Origin of the sequence: Nitratireductor kimnyeongensis (genome assembly GCF_019891395.1) — a bacterium.
Taxonomy (GTDB): Bacteria; Pseudomonadota; Alphaproteobacteria; order Rhizobiales; family Rhizobiaceae; genus Nitratireductor; species Nitratireductor kimnyeongensis.
The window spans coordinates 1,538,144-1,554,912 of sequence record NZ_CP078143.1 but is presented as its reverse complement, the minus strand read 5'-3'; the positions used below and the strand labels follow the sequence as shown (position 1 = coordinate 1,554,912).

Sequence of the window (16,769 nt, the reverse complement as noted above, 5' to 3'; positions counted from 1 at the left end):
GCACGTGAAAGCGCGAGGGGGTGTAGGTATGGCAGCCATTTTGGGATGCATTGCCGATGATTTTACCGGTGCAACAGACCTGGCGGGCTTGCTGGGCCGCAGCGGCATGCGTGTCTCGCTCAGGATTGGAGTGCCGTCCGAGCCACCCAGGGATACGGCTCCGCTTGAGGTAATTGCGTTGAAATCTCGGGCGGCTCCGCTCCCCGAGGCTATCGAGCAGACGCGGGCGGCTCTCAGGTGGTTGAAAGCGGCAGGCGCCCAACGGTATTTCCTTAAATACTGTTCCACCTTCGACAGCACCGCTGGAGGTAATATCGGGCCGGCCGCGGAAGCGTTGATGTCCGACCTCGGCATCGAACAGACGGTGTACTGCCCGGCCTTTCCCGAGAATGGACGATCCGTTTACATGGGAAACCTCTTTGTCGGGCAGCAGCCGCTGGCGGAGAGCCCCATGCGGGACCATCCCTTGACACCCATGCGAGACAGCAACCTCATGCGTCTCCTGAAACCCCAGGTGCAGGGCGCGGTGGGGCTTGTCGACCGCATCACGGTTGCCCAGGGGGAGCAAGCAATTCGAAAGGCGCTGGAAGCACTGGCGACACAAAACATCGCTCATGTGGTGATGGATGCGATCGACAACGCGGATCTTGAACGAATTGCAGGAGCCTGCCGTGACATGCCGTTGGTGACCGGCGGATCCGCCCTGGCGATGGCGTTGCCCGCGCTTTATCGTTCGGAAGGTCTGATCTCCGGGGATGCCGCACCGCCCAGTGCGCCACCTCTGGCCCGCGCGACGGTGGTGCTCTCGGGAAGCTGCTCGGACATGACGAACCGACAGGTCGAGCGATACATTCGCCAGGGCGCGCCTTCGTATCGAATTGATCCTCTTGAGGTAGCGGCGAATGGGCCGGACGCGGTATTTCGATGGCTGGCGGAACAGGAGTTGAACAAGGCACCCATCATTTACGCCACGGCCGAACCGGCCGAAGTCAAACATGTGCAATCAAAAATGGGCGCGGTCCGGGCCGGAGCCCTGATTGAGGAAACACTGGCGTCTTGTGCCGTTGCCGCGCGTGAGGCCGGCGCACGGCGCTTTATCGTTGCGGGCGGGGAGACATCGGGGGCGGTTACCCAGGCTCTGGGCGCATCGCAACTGGATGTCGGAGCGGAAATCGCGCCGGGCGTCCCATGGACCTACTGCCGGTCGGCAAGATACCCCATCGCATTGGCCTTGAAGTCGGGCAATTTCGGTGCCGAAGGGTTCTTCACCGATGCCCAAACAGTTCTGGAGGGGAAATGAATACGGAAAACCAGTTGCGGGAGCAGATTTGCCTTCTTGCGAAATCGATGTTCGATCGCGGGCTGACCGGGGGTAGCACGGGCAATATTTCCGCCCGAACGGATGACGGTGGCCTGCTGGTCAGCCCTACGGGGACCAGTTTCGGCCGCCTCGACCCTGCCACACTCAGCCGGTTTGACGCCAATGGCGCGCAGATATCGGGCAAGGTGCCGACGAAGGAAATGCCGCTTCACAATGCGTTTTATCAAACACGCTCCACCGCGGGCGCGGTCGTGCATCTGCACTCCTGTCATTCCGTGGCGCTTTCAATGATGCCTGATATCGACGCAGATAATTTTCTTCCGCCGCTGACACCCTACGGGATCATGAAACTTGGAAAGGTGAAACTGCTTCCCTTTTTCCTGCCGGGTGATCCGGCTATGGGTGAAGCGGTGCGTGGTCTGGCGGGAAAGCGATCGGCGGTGATGCTGGCCAATCACGGGCCGGTCGTGGCCGGCAAGGACGTGGAAGCTGCCTGCAACGCCATAGAGGAGCTTGAGGATACTGCCCGTCTCGCCATGATGACACGCGGCTTGGGACCCCGTTGTTTGACCGACGATCAGGTGAGCGCTCTGGTGACCAAATTCGACATCGAGTGGGATCGATGAAGTTTTCTGCAAACCTCGGCTTTCTCTGGGCCGATCGATCATTGCCATCTGCGATCCATGCGGCAAAAACAGCCGGCTTCGATGCCGTCGAATGTCACTGGCCTTATGATGTACCGGATGTTGAAGTGCGAGATGCGCTGCAGGAAACCGGTCTTCCGATGCTTGGTCTCAATACCCGACGCGGGAATGTGGAAGACGGCGACAACGGCTTGGCCGCTCTTCCTGGACGCTGTGCCGAGGCGCGCGCCGCCATTGATGAGGCACTCGCCTATGCCATAGCCGTCAACGCGGCCAATGTGCATGTGATGGCGGGTTTTGCATCCGGTGGCGCGGCAGAAGACGTGTTTGTTGAGAACCTGCGATATGCCTGCGCGGAGGCAAAGTCTCACGGGATCACCATCCTGATTGAGCCGCTCAACAGCTATGATGCGCCTGGATATTTTCTGCGCACGACCGACCAGGCGCTGAGGATCATCGACATGGTTGGTTCCGCGAACCTGAAACTGATGTTCGACTGCTATCACGTGCAGCTGGTGGAGGGCGATCTGTCCAATCGCATCAGGCGCCTGCTTCCTCGCATCGGCCACATACAGTTTGCCTCCGTTCCCGATCGCGGACCACCGGATCACGGGGAGGTGCGTTACACACATCTCTTCAATCTGATTGCCGAACTTGGCTATGCAGCCCCTCTTGGGGCTGAATACAAACCCGTCGACGATACAGAGAGCACACTCGGTTGGCTCGCTGACATAAAACGAGAGCTATAGCCGCCCGTCCGCCTATGCTTCAGGCAAAAACCGGAGCGAAGCCGCGACCTAACTCTTGCCCCCGGCGATCCTGTGAATTGCACGCGCCGTGTCACCATCCACCACAAGCGTTTTGACGATACCGCTTTCGAGCAGGGCGCAGGTGGCTTGCGCTTTCTCGATGCCACCCGAGAGCAACACCGTATGAGTGGTACGCAATGCTTTGAAATCCACGGCCAGCGTCCGCTGATTGAGCACATGCTGGACAGGCGCTCCGTGGGCATCAAAGAAAATGCCATTTGTGTCGCCGATCGCGCCAGCCTCGTGAAGCTCGTCCAGCTCGAGTTGCGAGATCATGCCTGAACGACGGAGCAATGAATGCTCCGTGAGTTCTCCCACGGAGATGATCGCCATGTCCGGTTGCCTCGCCATTTCGAGAACCGACCGTACGGTGGTCTGCGACAACAGTATGTCGCGGTCATCCGGACTATTGGCAATGAACGGTACCGGCAGGAAATAGCCCTCGGCCCCGGTTGCTCTCGCAAGAGCCTGAACCACCTCGAAAGGGTTGAACGCACTGTTGGCGGTGAGCGAGCCCATAAGACTGACAAAGCGCGCGCCAGGTGCGCTGACGCCGGCCATGTTGCGTGTAATGTGGTCGAGGGTCCGACCCCAGCCCGTGCCGATCACCGCGTCACCCTTGCGTGTGATCAATTCTCTGACCAGCGTTGCCGCCAGCGATCCAACCGCGCGGCGTGGATATTCGGAAAGAGTACCGGGTAATTGAACTTCTCTACCGAGACCCAGAGCCGGGGAGCAGATGCAACGTTCGAGATTGAAGCGTTGGCGCAGCTCGTCCTCCACCTCCAGAAGACCGTTGCTCCGTGAATCGATCGAGATCGATACGATGCCGGCGTCCTTGGCGCTCTGCAGCAATTTGTTCACGCGCGCTCGGGTGGTGCCCAGGCGATTTGCGGTCTCTTCCTGGTTGAGCCCCCCGACATAGTAGATCCATGCCGCACGGCTCATCAGTTCGTGGTCGTCACTCTCGATCATGATGATCTCCTAAACGGTGGCGCTTGCACTGACAATCGATTATCGGCATTGAATTACAAATGTATTGATGCTTGACAAATGTATCAAGCGGCGTCACGTTTGGCCTGTGGATGCCGTCGGGAGGGCCGTGGGCATCTTCAGTTCAGGGAGGAAATCATGAACAAGTTTGCAAAGAGCCTGGCGCGCTGTGTGGCCGCAGGCGCCGTTCTCGCAGCCACAACTGCTGTCGGTTTTACGCAGGACGCGCTCGAAATTGCGTGGGTTCACTCAAATGCTGCGGCGCAGTCCGAGCAGCGGGTGAAAGCCGGGTTCGAGGAATGGCTGGGTGAGAGCGGAAACTCCTGGAATGTCAGTTTCCTCGATAGCCAGGGCTCGGGCGAGGCCACCGCGTCAAATCTTCAGGATGCTGTTTCGCGTGGTGTGGACGCCATCATCATCACCATGTCCGATCTCCGCGCATCCAAGGCTGCAATTGACGTGGCCATTGAGGCAGGGGTTCCTGTCTTCTCGGTCGACAGCGGCTTCGTGGAGGGCATTCAGGTGGATGTCACCACCAACAACTGGGCGATGTCCGCCGATGTCTCTCCGTACCTTCTCGATCAGATTGGCGGCGAGGGCAATCTCGTCTTCTTCCGCATGGCCGAGCACCATGGGACCCGCAAACGCGGTGATGTGATGGAGAAGGTTCTTCAGGAATACGGCGATGTGAAAGTGTTGGCAGAGCACAACATCGATTACACGGCCTTCTTTGAAGACACGACCTCTTCGATGCAGGACTATGTGGCACGCTTCGGCGATGAGATTGATGCAGTCTGGGCGCCCTGGGATGAACCGGCACAGGCCACCATCAACGTCATGAAAGCTGCCGGGCTGACCGATGTGAAAGTCATTGGCATTGACGGTCATCCGCAGGCGGTCGCGGAGGTCTGCAAGCCGGACAGCATGATGATTGCAACTGTGAGCCAGCCTTTCGAGGGCATGGGGGCGCAAGTTGGCGAGTGGATCAAGTCGATCGTGGTGGACGGCAAGTCGCGCGACGAGGTGATTCCGAGCGACATCGTCTACATGGACGCCCCTCTCGTGACGAAGCAAAACTGCAAGGACTTCATGTAGTCCTGACGACCTTTCGGACGGGGCGCGCTTTGCGGCCCGTCCCGTATTCCCCACTTAACCAATCTCCACAGGAGACCGTGCATGTCGGTGCATCTTGCCGATATCCTTATGGAGTTTCCGGGCACGCGAGCACTGGATCGCGTCGATGTGACATTCCGCTATAACGAAGTGCACGGCCTTGTCGGCGAGAACGGTGCCGGGAAAAGCACATTCGTCAATATTCTAGGTGGCTCACTCCAGCCCACGCGCGGGACCATCACCGTGAATGACAGCGCGGTGGTTCTTTCCAGTCCGCGGGTCGCGCTTGGCCATGGCATTGCGCATGTAAGCCAAGAGGGGAGCCTCGTACCCTCGCTGACCGGTGCGGAAAACATCATGCTCGGGGCAGAACCGCGCCGTCCTCTCGGTATCGTGCGCCGGCGCACTCTGCGAAGCGAAGCCGAACGGCACATGTCCACATGGTTTCCGGGTTTGGATATGGATCTTCACCGGCCGGTCAAAGACCTTGCAATGGCTGATCAGAAAGTCATCGAGATCGTGCGCGCACTGAGGGGGGATATTCGGCTTCTCATACTCGATGAGCCCACAGCGACTTTGGAAGCGCGGGAGAAAAAGCGGCTTTGGGACATCATTCGTTCACTGCCTCAGAAGGGCGTGGGTGTGGTGTTGATCTCCCATTTCCTGAGCGAGGTCGTGACGCTTTGCGACCGGATCACCGTTTTGCGCGACGGCAGGCATGTCGGCACACTGGACAAGGGGAACGCCACAGAAGCCGATCTCACAAATCTCATGTTGAGGCGGGAACAGGACGCCTGTTTGGATATGCCCGAAACGCGCACGCGCAATGATCGGCCATCGCCGGCGGTGACAGGACCGGTGGTGTTGTCCGTTGAAGGCTGGAAGACCGGAGCAGTGGAAGTGGACCGCTTCGTGTTGCGGCGGGGCGAAATTGTCGGGTTGATCGGGCTGACGGGGGCCGGACATTTCGGCTTTGCGCGCTCGCTCTACACGCGCCACGGCAAATTGCGCGGGACGATTTCCGTTAACGGCAGCGAGGTTCGTGCTGGGGGAATCCGCGCCATGCAAAGAGCCGGCGTAGCGCTGGTTCCGGACCAGCGCATGGAGAACGCGCTCGCGGGCGAGGGGAGCGTTGTCGAGAACCTGACAATGGTTCATTCGCAGTTTGCTGCGCGGGGTGGTGTGTTGAGCCGCCGCAGGGAAAGCCAAGAAGCGGCCCGCATCATCGACCTTTTGAACGTCAAGACACCGAGCCAGCGTCAGCTGATCCGCAATCTTTCAGGCGGAAACAAGCAGAAAGTCTCCATAGGCAAATGGCTCTATGGTGCCGACGACAAATACAGCGTCCTGATCTTCGTTGAACCGACCGAAGGCGTCGATATCGGGGCGAAGATGGAAATCTACGCTCATTTAAGCCGGCTCGCAGAGCGGGGGGCGGCAATCCTTATCGCCTCGTCGGATCTCGGTGAGATAGCGCAACTGTGCCATCGCGCGGTCCCCTTTGTTCATGGCAGGCCAGGCGATGACATACCGGCCTCCGAATTCTCCGAAAGCCGTTTCATCCAAGCCATCACTGGAGATGCCGCATGACACCCCAAGCCGGCTCCCTCGGCAAAGCCCCCGCTGCCGCCGAAAGCAAATCTGTCCGCTCAGACTTCATCCAGCGTTATTCGACGCTCGGGGTTCTCATCCTCATGTTCCTCGGGTTCTCGCTCTTCGTTGATCGCTTTCTGACGCCTTTCAATCTGACGAACATTTTCCAGCAGATCGCGATTCTGACGATCGTCGGTTCCGGACTGACATTTGGCTTCGCGGCCAGGGAAATCGATCTTTCAGTGGGCTATACGGTGGGCCTTTCGGGCATCTTAGTGCCGCTGCTTCTGACCATGGGGTATCCACTTGCGGTCGCTCTTGGCGCGGGATTGGCAGCGGGCATCGGGGTTGGTCTCGTCAACGGCCTGCTGGTCACGAAAATCGGCATTCCATCGCTTATCGCCACTCTGGCTGTGGGATCCATCCTCTTCGGTGTCAACTTTCTGATGACCGGAGGCCGCGCGATATATGGCGGTCTGCCTGATGCCTATCTCATGCTCGGTCAGGGGCGGATTTTTGGAATTCCCAATCTGGCTTATTTCATGATCATCGCTGTGGCGATTGCCTGGTTCGTGATGGAGCGGACGGTGTTCGGCCGCTATGTCTACGCCGTTGGCGGGAACCAGAAGGCGGCGGAGCTTTCGGGTGTGCATATCACGCTCTACCGGATGGCGGCACTGGTGCTGGTCTCCGTCTTCGCTGTTATCGCCGGCGCTCTGCTGGCCGCGAGGCTGGGATCCGGGCAACCCAATGCAGGCGAACGCTATCTGCTCGATGGGCTCGCCACCGTATTCATCGGCATGACCATGTTTCGACCCGGCACTGCGACGGTGCTCGGAACACTCTGCGGTGCACTCTTCATCGGCGTGATCAACAATGGCCTGAACCTCATTGGAATGGACACTTACATCCAGAACATCGTGAAGGGTGTGATCATTCTCGTCGCGGTCGCCATCGTATCGCGCACCACCAAACTCAATCTCCTGTAAGGAAGGCAATATGACTGCACCCATCGACACGGCAGTTGCGGAAAAAGTGCCGCGCTCGAACACCGAGCTTCTTGCGCTCTACCGGCAGATGCGCCGGGTGCGCACATTCGAGGAGCGGGTTGGCGAGCTCTTTGTTCGCGGGCAATCGGCGGGCTCCATGCTGCATTTGTCCATTGGCGAAGAGTCGGCGGCGGTGGGCGTCGCCTCCCTGATGAGGGATGGAGACACATTCACCACTCACCACCGCGGACATGGATTATTCCTTGCCCGCGGTGCGGATCCCAAACGCATGATGGCGGAGATCGGCGGCAAGGAAGAGGGCTATTGTCACGGTAAAGGCGGCTCCATGCACATTGCCGACATGGGGCTTGGCCACCTCGGCGCCAACGCCATTGTGGGCGGTGGCATCCCTGCTGTTGTCGGTGCCGGACTTGCATCGAAACGCGAGGGCAAGGGCGCGGTCTCCATCGCGTTCTTCGGTGATGGCGCGATGCAGCAGGGCATCCTCTATGAGAGCATGAACATGGCTGCACTGTGGGATCTGCCCGTGATCTTCGTGTGCATCAACAACCAATACGGTATGGGGACACGCATCGAGCAGGCAACAAAAGGCCGCGCGCTTCATGAGCGCGGGCTGGCGTTCGGGCTGAATTCAGAGACCGTGGACGGTCTGGATGTGCGCGACGTGCGTGCGGCAGCGGGCCGAATTCTCGATGGCGCTCGCGGTGGCACCCCCGGGTTTCTTGCGGTCGAATGCTACCGTTTCTTTGGTCATGCCCGCATGGACAAGAGCCCCTACCGTACGCCTGAGGATGAGGAAGAGGGACGCGCGAAAGACCCGGTTGGGTTTGCCCGCAAAGCTCTGGTTGAAAGCGGAGAGAGTAGCGAGGCTGACCTCGAGGCTCTCGACGCCGAGATCGCGCAGGAAATGGACGCGACCATCGACTTCACGGTCGCCGCGCGTGAGCCGGCACTTCAGACGATGTTCCGCGACGTTTATGCGCCTGGTGAGCCGGAGCCGGAATCCGTGGCAGCCCGCATCGACCGCATTCTGGCAGGGGACTGAGACTATGGCAGAGATGACCTATAGAGACGCGCTCAAACAGGCTCTGCGCGATGGTATGGCCGAGGACGATACCGTGATGGTGATCGGTGAAGAGGTCGGCCGCTACGGTGGCGCCTACGGTGTTACCAAAGGCCTGTACGAGGAGTTCGGTGCTGACCGCATGATCGACACGCCGATTTCCGAACCGGCCATCGTTGGCGCTGCAGTGGGTGCCGCCATGTCTGGCTTGAGGCCCGTGGCCGAGCTCATGTATGTGGATTTCATCGGGATGACGATGGATCAGCTCGGAAACCAGGCAGCGAAAATCCGCTATATGTTCGGTGGTCAGGTGGGTGTGCCCATGGTGCTACGGACCCAGGGGGGAACAGGCCGTTCGGCTGGCGCCCAGCACTCACAGTCCCTCGAAGCCTATGTGATGCACACGCCCGGTCTTCGGCTTGTCATGCCAGCCACAGTTTCCGATGCCTATCATCTTCTGCGGCAGTCGCTGAAGCAGCCTGACCCGGTCGTCTTCATCGAGCACAAGGCGCTCTACACGATGAAGGAAGATGTGGATCTGGCCGCCCCGGCGCCGGAATGGGGAAAGGCCCGGGTCCACCGCACGGGAGATGATCTGGTGATCGTGACCTATTCCCGCCAACTGCACCATGCGCTTGCAGCCGCGGAGGCGATGGCGGGAAAGGGCGTGGAAGCGACGGTGATCGATCTCCGCTCTCTGAATCCGCTGGATTTCGATACCGTGCGGGAACATGTTGAGCGCGTGGGCCGGGTGATGGTCGTCTCCGAAGGCGTGATGACCGCAGGTGTCGGCGCGGAGCTCTCGGCTCGTATCCACGAGGAGTGCTTCGACTTTCTGGCCGAGCCCGTGATCCGCGTCTGTGGTGAAGACATTCCGATTTCGGTTTCCGTCGAACTCGAGAAGAACTCCGTGCCCACGGTGGCCTTTATCCAGTCGGCCGGTGAGAAGCTTGTGGGTTTGAGGAGTGCGGCATGAGCACGGTGACGCTCACCATGCCTCGCCTGGGCGAGACAATGGAAGAAGGTACCGTCTCTGAATGGCTGGTGCCCGAAGGGCAATCCTTCGAGCGCGGGACGCCTCTGGTGGAGTTTGAAACCGACAAGACTGCTGTCGAATATCCCGCGCTCGGGTCCGGCCGGTTGGTTCGCACACTGGTCACGCAGGGTAATCTGGTTCAGGTGGGGGATCCGATTGCCGAGATCGACCTCATGGGAGGCGAGGATTGGGTTTCGGGTGGGCAGGAGAATCAGTCTACGGCCAGCGATGAGCCGGAAGATGCCGGCATTGAAGAGGTTACGGATGCACAGAAGCATGCCAAGCCTCCAATGATTTCGTCCGGCCAGGAGGGGCGCGTGCGCGCCACTCCCTTGGCCCGCCGTGCGGCGAGCCGTGCTGGGATCAGCATTGAAGCTGTTCCTGGGACAGGTCGCAGGGGACGTGTGGAGCTCTCTGACGTCGAGCGTTCTATCTCCGGCTCGGTCGTCTCCGCACTTGCAGCGGAAAGCTGGGGTTCGGAGACTGGCTCGCCCGTGCTCCTCGTTCACGGTTTTGCGGGAGATCGTCAGACCTTCGATCAGCTGGGCAGGGCGCTTGGGCGCGCGCAGCTTTCAGTGCGGGCGATTGATCTTCCGTCTCATGGAGAAACGGACGCGGACGCACAGACGTTCGATGATCTTGTCGACGCATTGTGCGGTGAGCTGAACCCGTCTCGACCGGTCGCATTGGTCGGCCATTCACTCGGGGCGGCGGCGGCCATTGCTGCGGCCGACCGTCGGGGCGGTGTCTCCTCGCTTACTCTCATCGCGCCGGCCGGTCTCGGATTGCATATCGATGCGGAGTTCATTGCCGGGATGGCCCAAGCCGACAGTGTGGGCGCGGTGGGGCATCTACTGAGAAGACTCTCAAGCCGCGCCGATGCATTCTCTCCGGCGCTGGTAACGCAGATCCACGCCGCCCTCTCGCGTGGCCGTTTGCTACGCTTGGCGGACGATATTTGCCGCGAGGGTAGACAGTTGGTCAATGTGCGCAGCGCCCTTGCATCGCTCGCCAATCAAATTCCGGTGCGTATCCTTGTGGGTACGGAGGATCGAATTCTGAACTGGCGCGATACGCTCGATGTCTCGCCAGCCATCGCACTCCATGTTTTTCCAGGCGCTGGTCACATGCCCCACTGGGATGCACCAGCCGAGGCGGCGGCGATCATCAAAAAGGGGGTGCCCGATGACTGAGGTAGATGTCCGTTCGAAGTTGAAGGCTGCAAAAGCGCGGATGGGGGGCTTTGCGAAATCGGCACCGGACCTGATGAAAGGATTCGCTGCGATTTCGGCTGTGGCGACACGGCAAGGTCATTTCTCCGCTTCCGACCGCGAATTGCTGGCGACAGCCATTGCCGTGGCCAGTGGCTGCGAGGATTGCATCCTCTACCATGTGGATGCTGCGAAGCGGCATGGCGCGGAAGAGGCGGCTCTTGTCGAGGCACTGGAGGTGGCGGTGGAAATGGGTGGTGGGCCCGCCGTCATGTATGCCGGCAAGGCGATGGAGGCGTTTCGGGAGCTATAGAACAGCACCGGAGGCAGTTCGACAGAAGTAAAGATTGCTTTTGGAATTTTCGAACCAAAGAAATTTAGCCGCCTTGCCGAGCCTATGGATCGTTGAGGCGGGTCAGATGGGAGGAGGAATCCGTGGCTTATTTCCTGACGGCTGACGGCGGGACCGAGAGCATACGAGCGCGTGTCTATGACATGAAGGGAAACTGCCTTGGAACCAGCGCAGTTCCTTATCAGACTGATTTCAAGCCCGGGCGCGTGGAGCAAAATCCGGAAGATTGGTGGGCAAATTTCGTTCGTGCCGCGCGCGAGGCGATCCGCGAGGCAGAGGTAGACTCAAGTGGCATCGAGGCCATTTGCTATGCCACGACATGCTGTACCGTTGTCGCTCTCGACGAAAATGGCCGCGCCTTGCGCCCCGCCATCATGTGGATGGATGTGCGGGCGCATCAGGAGGCTCAGGAGGTGTTGGCCACGGGCGATGAAGCCCTGCTGTTGAACGGGGCTGGGCAGGGTCCGGTCTCCGCAGAGTGGATGATCCCGAAGGCCCTGTGGTTGAAGCGAAACGAACCGCAGACCTTCGCGAAGGCCCACAGGATTTGCGAGTATCAGGACTTTCTCACCTATCGCCTTACAGGCACATGGGCGGCGAGCCTCGACAATGCCGGACTGCGCTGGCACTACCGGTCGCGCTCGGGAGGATGGGCTTCAAGCCTGCTCGCCGCATTGGACCTTTCGGAGCTTGAACAAAAATGGCCTGAGAGGGTGGTTGCGCCGGGCGAGGTGATCGGTACGCTCACCTCGGCTGCAGCGAACGAGCTGGGTCTGTCAGGCAATGTGAAAGTGGTTCAGGGTGGCGCGGACGCGCTCATCGGCATGATCGGTCTGGGGGTACACAAGCCCGGGCAACTGGCCATGATCACGGGTTCCTCCCATCTCCAATTCGGGGTGACGGAAAGCCCCATACATGCGCCCGGCGTGTGGGGCAGCTACGCCGACATTGTGTATCCCGGCCGTTGGATAGTGGAAGGCGGTCAGACTTCCACCGGCTCCATTATCAATTGGCTCTCGCGCCTCAAGGGTGCCCCACTCGATTTCGATGACCTAAACCGAAGAGCCTCTGCGCTGGAGCCGGGTTGTGACGGGCTCATTGTTCAGGATCATTTTCAGGGCAACCGCACGCCACACACCGATCCGCTTTCACGTGGTGCGATTGTTGGACTGACCCTCGGCCATGAGGTTCATCACATCTTCCGCGCCATCATGGAGGGTATTGGCTTCGGTACCCGCGCCATTCTCGATGCTTTCCGGTCGGCCGGGTATGTCGGGGAGGAGATGACCGTGGGAGGCGGAGCCACCGGTTCGGATCTTTGGCTGCAAATCCACGCGGATACGGCCGGCATTCCGGTGCGGGTGCCGGCTTCACCAGATGCGCCGTCGACCGGCTCGGCGGTGCTTGCCGGCGTGGGGGCCGGGCACTTCGCTACCATCGATGAGGGCATTGAAGCGATGGTGCATGCGGGCCGATTGATTGAGCCCCGTGCCGAAAGTGTCGCGAGATACGATGATATTTACGAAAAATACGCCGCGCTTTATCCGGCCTTGAAGGAGGTTATGTCATGAGGACACATGAACATTCCGGCTCAGCGGGCAGAACGGCTCTCGTAACAGGAGCAAGCCGTGGCATCGGAGCGGCGATCGCAACGGGATTAGCGAAGCGTGGGTATGATGTCGTGCTCAATGATATTGAGCGGCAAAAAAACGATCTCGAGGGGGTGGCAATAGACATTCGGGCTCTGGGTCAACGCGCGGAGCCGCTCTATGCGGATGTCAGCAGCAAGGCCGATGTCGAGACCATGGCCCAGAAGGCGCTGGAGGCGTTCGGCAAGATCGATGTCATCGTCAACAATGCCGGCATCCTCATTGCCGGTGAGGTCGACGGCCTTCCCGAGGAGACCTGGGATGCGGTGATGGATGTGAATGCGAAGGGCGCGTTCATGGTGATCCAGGCGCTTCTGCCCTCGATGAAGAAACGCGGCTATGGGCGTATCGTGAACATTGCTTCTATTGGCGGAAAGCATGGTGCACCGGAGCAGGCGCACTACTCTGCGTCCAAGGCTGCCGTAATGGGCTTCTCTCGGGTTCTCGCTCAGGAGGTCGGGCCGTTGGGGATCACGGTCAACTGCGTATGTCCGGGGATCATCCTGACCGATATGGGACGAGTGAATCTGGATGATCCGCTTGTGCGTGACGCCTGGAAATCCAAAACGGCGATGGCCCGCATAGGCGCCCCCGAAGATGTGGTCGGTCCTGTTGCGTTCTTTGCGTCCGACGATGCGGGTTTCGTTACCGGACAAACGCTCAATGTGGATGGCGGTATCGTTTTCTCGTGATTTCATAGAGTAGGCAGCGCTGGCAGGGCCGCGTCTGGCGCCCCGCAGCGGTGCCAACCGTTCGCATTGGCGGACGATGATCCGTTCTGAAGTGCCCTGTTTAAGCTAGCTCCCATTGGCGCCAATAGAGGCGAATGCATTGAAGCCCGGGGCTCGCTCCCACGGAGCTGCTTGGATGCTCACTCGAGGAAAGTCTCTCATACATCGGTTCCAACGACTTGCCGCCGGGTGCGCAAGCCCTGAGGGTGGGACGTGCAGTGTTGGTGCGTCAGGCGAACCGCAGTATTTCAAGTTTGAAAGACATTGTTGATCGATAGTTTGTTCTGTGATCATATGATCATCGAATGTAGGGAACTCTTCGCCGAGATGTAGTGAAGTGCGCTCGTCATGGTCACGTTGACAAAAAGCCGGCTTACGGGCCCGTTGGTCATCCGCCTATGATGAATCCATCGAAACTCTGCACTCGTTGAGATCAACGCTGATCGCGACAATCAGGGAGAAAATTTTGAAAAAGCTCATCGCAACTTTAGCGCTCGTCGGCTTTTCCGCGCTTGGCAGCGCGCAGGCTCAGGAGATCAAGGTCGGCCTTTCGCTGCCGCAGGATCTGCCCGGGTTCGATTTCGTTAACGGCATGTACGAGACCTTCAAGACCGAGGTGGAAGCCAATTCCGACATGACGGTCGACCTGGTCTATGCCGGTGCACTGGGCGCGCCCAATGAGCGGCTTGCCCAGATGCGGCGCGGAGTCATCCAGATGAGCGATGCGGCAGACGGCAATTTCGCGACGGTTCACAGCGATGTTCAGATCCTCAACATGCCTTACCTGTTTCCCGATGAGGAGACGGCGTGGGCCGTGTTCGATGGGCCCTTTGGCGATGACCTTGCCGAATCCATCCGCGAGAAAACCGGCGTGCGCGTGCTCGGCTGGTGGGAATCGGGCGGTTTCAAGCATTTCAGCGCAAGCCGCGCGATCAATGGCCCCGATGACATGAAGGGGCTGAAAATGCGGGTGCTCGGCCCGCTTGCCACCATTCCGGTGGAAGCGCTCGGCGGATCGGCGGCCCCCATTGCTTTTGGCGAGCTTTACACCTCGCTCAAAACCGGCGTTGTCGATGGGCAGGACAATTCCGTTTCGGTATTCAATCTCGTCAAGCTCTATGAGGTCCAGTCCCATCTCGCGCTGACCGCACACACTTATGCTTTTGGGCCGCTCGGCATGAACGATGCCTTCTTCTCCGGTCTTTCTGAGGACAAGCAGAAGGTGATCACCGATGCGGCGGAAAAGGCCATTGCCTTCAATCGCCAGAAGTCGCGTGAGATCGAGGCCAATGCCATCGCCTTTGCCAGGGAGCAGGGTGTGGAGATCATCGAACTCGACGATGAGGCAAGTGCGGCCTTCAAGGGTGTCATGCAGCCGCCGGCACGGGCATGGCTCGAAGAGAATGTTGACAATCCAGACCTGATCAACGCTGCGGAAGCTGCCGTCAAGGCTGCCGCAAGCCAGTGAGATTGGGGCTCGCCTCAAGACTGGTCAGGGGTGTGGAGACGGCGTTGCGCGTCGTCGCCGCGCTCTGCCTTGCCGGCCTGACGCTGCTTGTCACCTTCCAGGTGGTGGCGCGCTACGGCATCGGTTCGGTTCCGATCTTTACCGAGGAAGTGGCGCGTTACGCCATGATCTGGATGGCGCTACTGGCCGCTGCCGTGGGTGTGCGCGAGGCAAGCCATGTCCGCATCGACTTCGTGCCGGGGTTGTTGGCAAGTGTCGCGCCGCGCCTCAATCTGGTGCTCGAGGCGGTACTCGATCTTGTTTCGCTCACCGCTTTTCTGGTGCTCATCTGGTATGGCGTGGACATGCTGATGTTTGCCGCCGGCCAGACCAGCGAAGGGCTGCGCCTGCCGCTTTCCTATCCCTATCTGGCGGTGCCGGTGAGTTTCGTCTTTGCGGCACTCTTTGCTTTTCTGCGCCTCAAGGAGCGCCTCAGCCCTTCATGAGCGCCTCTCTCTCCGTTCTTCTTGTCACCTTTCTAGGGTTGATCATTGCAGGGCTTCCCATTGCCTGGGGCATGATCGCGGCGGTGATCGCGTGGATGGCCTTTACCGGCCAATGGGCTTTTTTGCCCATCGTGCCGGAGCGGCTTTATCAGGGCATGGATTCCTTCGTGCTGATGGCGATTCCGCTGTTCATCCTTGCCGGTGAACTCGTCAATGAGGGCAAGATCACCGACCGGCTGATCCATTTCGCCAATGTGCTGTTTGGCTGGATGCGCGGCGGGCTGGCGCAGGTGAATATCGGTGCATCGATCCTGTTTGCCGGCATCACCGGCGTGGCGCTAGGCGATATTGCCTCGCTGGGGCGCGTCTTCATTCCCGCCATGGTGAAACAGGGCTATTCCAGCGCCTATGCAGCGGCCGTTACCGCCTCATCGTCGATAATCGGCCCCATGGTGCCTCCCTCGCTGGTGGCGGTGATCTATGGGTCGATGACGGGCGTGTCCATTGGTGCGCTCATGGCGGCCACGCTCATTCCCGGCCTGCTGATCGGCCTGGCGCAGATGATCCTTGTTGCCATTCAGGCGAGGCTCAACAATTTTCAGCGCATCGAGATGGATCGGAAGCCGGCGGCCGTCGCCTCGGCCACGGGCCATGCCATCGTGCCGCTGATGATCCCGGTGATCATCCTTGCCGGCATGCTTGGCGGCATCATGACGCCCACGGAAGCCGGCGGCGTGGCGGCAGTCTATGCTCTGGTGGTCTCGCTGGTGCTCTATCGCAGCGTGACATTCTCTTCGCTGGCTGCTGTGTTCAACCGCTCAGCGCTCTTTTCCGGTCAGCTTCTCATCATTGTTGGCTGCGGTGCTGCCTTTTCCTGGGTGATGGGCATGGAGAATGTTCCGCGCATGGTGGGTGAGATGATCTCGACCTGGGATCTCGGCCTGATCGGCACGATGCTGGTGTTCAACCTCATCCTGCTCGTGCTTGGCATGTTCATCGATCCGACCACCGTGATCATCCTGTTCGGGCCGCTGCTTTCGGCGGCGGCCGTCCACGCGGGCATCGACCCGTTGCATTTCGGCGTCGTCGCGATCCTCAATCTCAATATCGGGCTTTTAACGCCGCCGCTTGGCGTGTGCCTCTTTGCAGCCGAACGCATTGCCAATTGCGGCTTTGCGGCACTGCTGCGGGCCACGGCTCCCTTTCTCCTTGTCAATCTCATTGCGCTGACGATCATCGTGGCCTTTCCCGGGCTCAGCCTGTGGCTGCCGCGCATTCTCGGCTTTTGAAG

Annotated in this window: 16 protein-coding genes; 15 read left to right on the top strand and 1 reads right to left on the bottom strand. The window is 59.8% G+C overall.

All coding sequences use genetic code 11. The features are described 5' to 3' along the window. Positions 1-28: 28 nt before the first annotated feature. Genes otnK through KW403_RS07325 form a run of 3 tightly spaced genes read left to right on the top strand, consistent with a single transcriptional unit; the run spans position 29 to position 2,714 of the window. Entirely contained in the window at positions 29-1,300 is a 1,272-nt protein-coding gene (gene otnK / locus KW403_RS07335) for a 3-oxo-tetronate kinase (RefSeq protein ID WP_223022062.1), read from the top strand. Beyond that, the gene (gene otnC / locus KW403_RS07330) at positions 1,297-1,947 is read left to right on the top strand and encodes a 3-oxo-tetronate 4-phosphate decarboxylase (RefSeq protein ID WP_223022061.1); all 651 of its coding nucleotides are present in this window, start codon (positions 1,297-1,299) and stop codon (positions 1,945-1,947) included. The genes otnK and otnC overlap by 4 nt, the downstream gene beginning before the upstream one ends. Next, complete coding sequence (locus KW403_RS07325) at positions 1,944-2,714, top strand: hydroxypyruvate isomerase family protein (RefSeq protein ID WP_223022060.1); 771 nt, start codon at positions 1,944-1,946, stop codon at positions 2,712-2,714. Before otnC ends, KW403_RS07325 begins: the two co-directional genes overlap by 4 nt. Positions 2,715-2,762: 48 nt before the next feature. On the opposite strand, the gene KW403_RS07320 is transcribed toward KW403_RS07325, so the two are convergent. After that, the gene (locus KW403_RS07320; protein WP_223022059.1) at positions 2,763-3,749 is read right to left on the bottom strand and encodes a sugar-binding transcriptional regulator; all 987 of its coding nucleotides are present in this window, start codon (positions 3,747-3,749) and stop codon (positions 2,763-2,765) included. 156 nt (positions 3,750-3,905) lie between these two features. Between KW403_RS07320 and KW403_RS07315 the strand changes: the two genes are divergently transcribed. The 12 genes from KW403_RS07315 to KW403_RS07260 all read left to right on the top strand — a co-directional run bounded on the left by KW403_RS07315 (position 3,906) and on the right by KW403_RS07260 (position 16,767). Next, entirely contained in the window at positions 3,906-4,862 is a 957-nt protein-coding gene (locus KW403_RS07315) for a sugar ABC transporter substrate-binding protein (protein ID WP_223022058.1), read from the top strand. Positions 4,863-4,943: 81 nt separating this feature from the next. Then, positions 4,944-6,470, top strand: a complete 1,527-nt coding sequence (locus KW403_RS07310) for a sugar ABC transporter ATP-binding protein (RefSeq protein ID WP_223022057.1) — start codon at positions 4,944-4,946, stop codon at positions 6,468-6,470. After that, positions 6,467-7,462: an ABC transporter permease gene (locus KW403_RS07305; protein ID WP_223022056.1), complete on the top strand. Its 996-nt coding sequence runs from the start codon at positions 6,467-6,469 to the stop codon at positions 7,460-7,462. Before KW403_RS07310 ends, KW403_RS07305 begins: the two co-directional genes overlap by 4 nt. A gap of 10 nt (positions 7,463-7,472) precedes the next feature. Next, a complete protein-coding gene (locus KW403_RS07300) occupies positions 7,473-8,528 on the top strand; it encodes a thiamine pyrophosphate-dependent dehydrogenase E1 component subunit alpha (RefSeq protein ID WP_246637917.1) in 1,056 nt (351 codons plus the stop codon). 4 nt (positions 8,529-8,532) lie between these two features. Then, entirely contained in the window at positions 8,533-9,522 is a 990-nt protein-coding gene (locus KW403_RS07295) for an alpha-ketoacid dehydrogenase subunit beta (RefSeq protein WP_223022055.1), read from the top strand. Continuing rightward, positions 9,519-10,775: an alpha/beta fold hydrolase gene (locus KW403_RS07290; protein WP_223022054.1), complete on the top strand. Its 1,257-nt coding sequence runs from the start codon at positions 9,519-9,521 to the stop codon at positions 10,773-10,775. Before KW403_RS07295 ends, KW403_RS07290 begins: the two co-directional genes overlap by 4 nt. Next, positions 10,768-11,106 (top strand): carboxymuconolactone decarboxylase family protein, encoded by a 339-nt coding sequence (locus KW403_RS07285; RefSeq protein WP_223022053.1) that lies wholly within the window; start codon positions 10,768-10,770, stop codon positions 11,104-11,106. Before KW403_RS07290 ends, KW403_RS07285 begins: the two co-directional genes overlap by 8 nt. A 122-nt stretch (positions 11,107-11,228) precedes the next feature. Beyond that, positions 11,229-12,716 (top strand): FGGY-family carbohydrate kinase, encoded by a 1,488-nt coding sequence (locus tag KW403_RS07280; protein ID WP_223022052.1) that lies wholly within the window; start codon positions 11,229-11,231, stop codon positions 12,714-12,716. Continuing rightward, positions 12,713-13,486, top strand: coding sequence for an SDR family NAD(P)-dependent oxidoreductase (locus tag KW403_RS07275; RefSeq protein ID WP_223022051.1), 774 nt, complete (start codon positions 12,713-12,715; stop codon positions 13,484-13,486). Before KW403_RS07280 ends, KW403_RS07275 begins: the two co-directional genes overlap by 4 nt. A 505-nt stretch (positions 13,487-13,991) precedes the next feature. Then, a complete protein-coding gene (locus KW403_RS07270; protein ID WP_223022050.1) occupies positions 13,992-14,993 on the top strand; it encodes a TRAP transporter substrate-binding protein in 1,002 nt (333 codons plus the stop codon). A 44-nt stretch (positions 14,994-15,037) separates the two neighbouring features. Further along, positions 15,038-15,478, top strand: coding sequence for a TRAP transporter small permease (locus KW403_RS07265; RefSeq protein ID WP_223022049.1), 441 nt, complete (start codon positions 15,038-15,040; stop codon positions 15,476-15,478). Then, positions 15,475-16,767, top strand: a complete 1,293-nt coding sequence (locus tag KW403_RS07260; protein ID WP_223022048.1) for a TRAP transporter large permease — start codon at positions 15,475-15,477, stop codon at positions 16,765-16,767. Before KW403_RS07265 ends, KW403_RS07260 begins: the two co-directional genes overlap by 4 nt. Positions 16,768-16,769 lie beyond the last annotated feature (2 nt).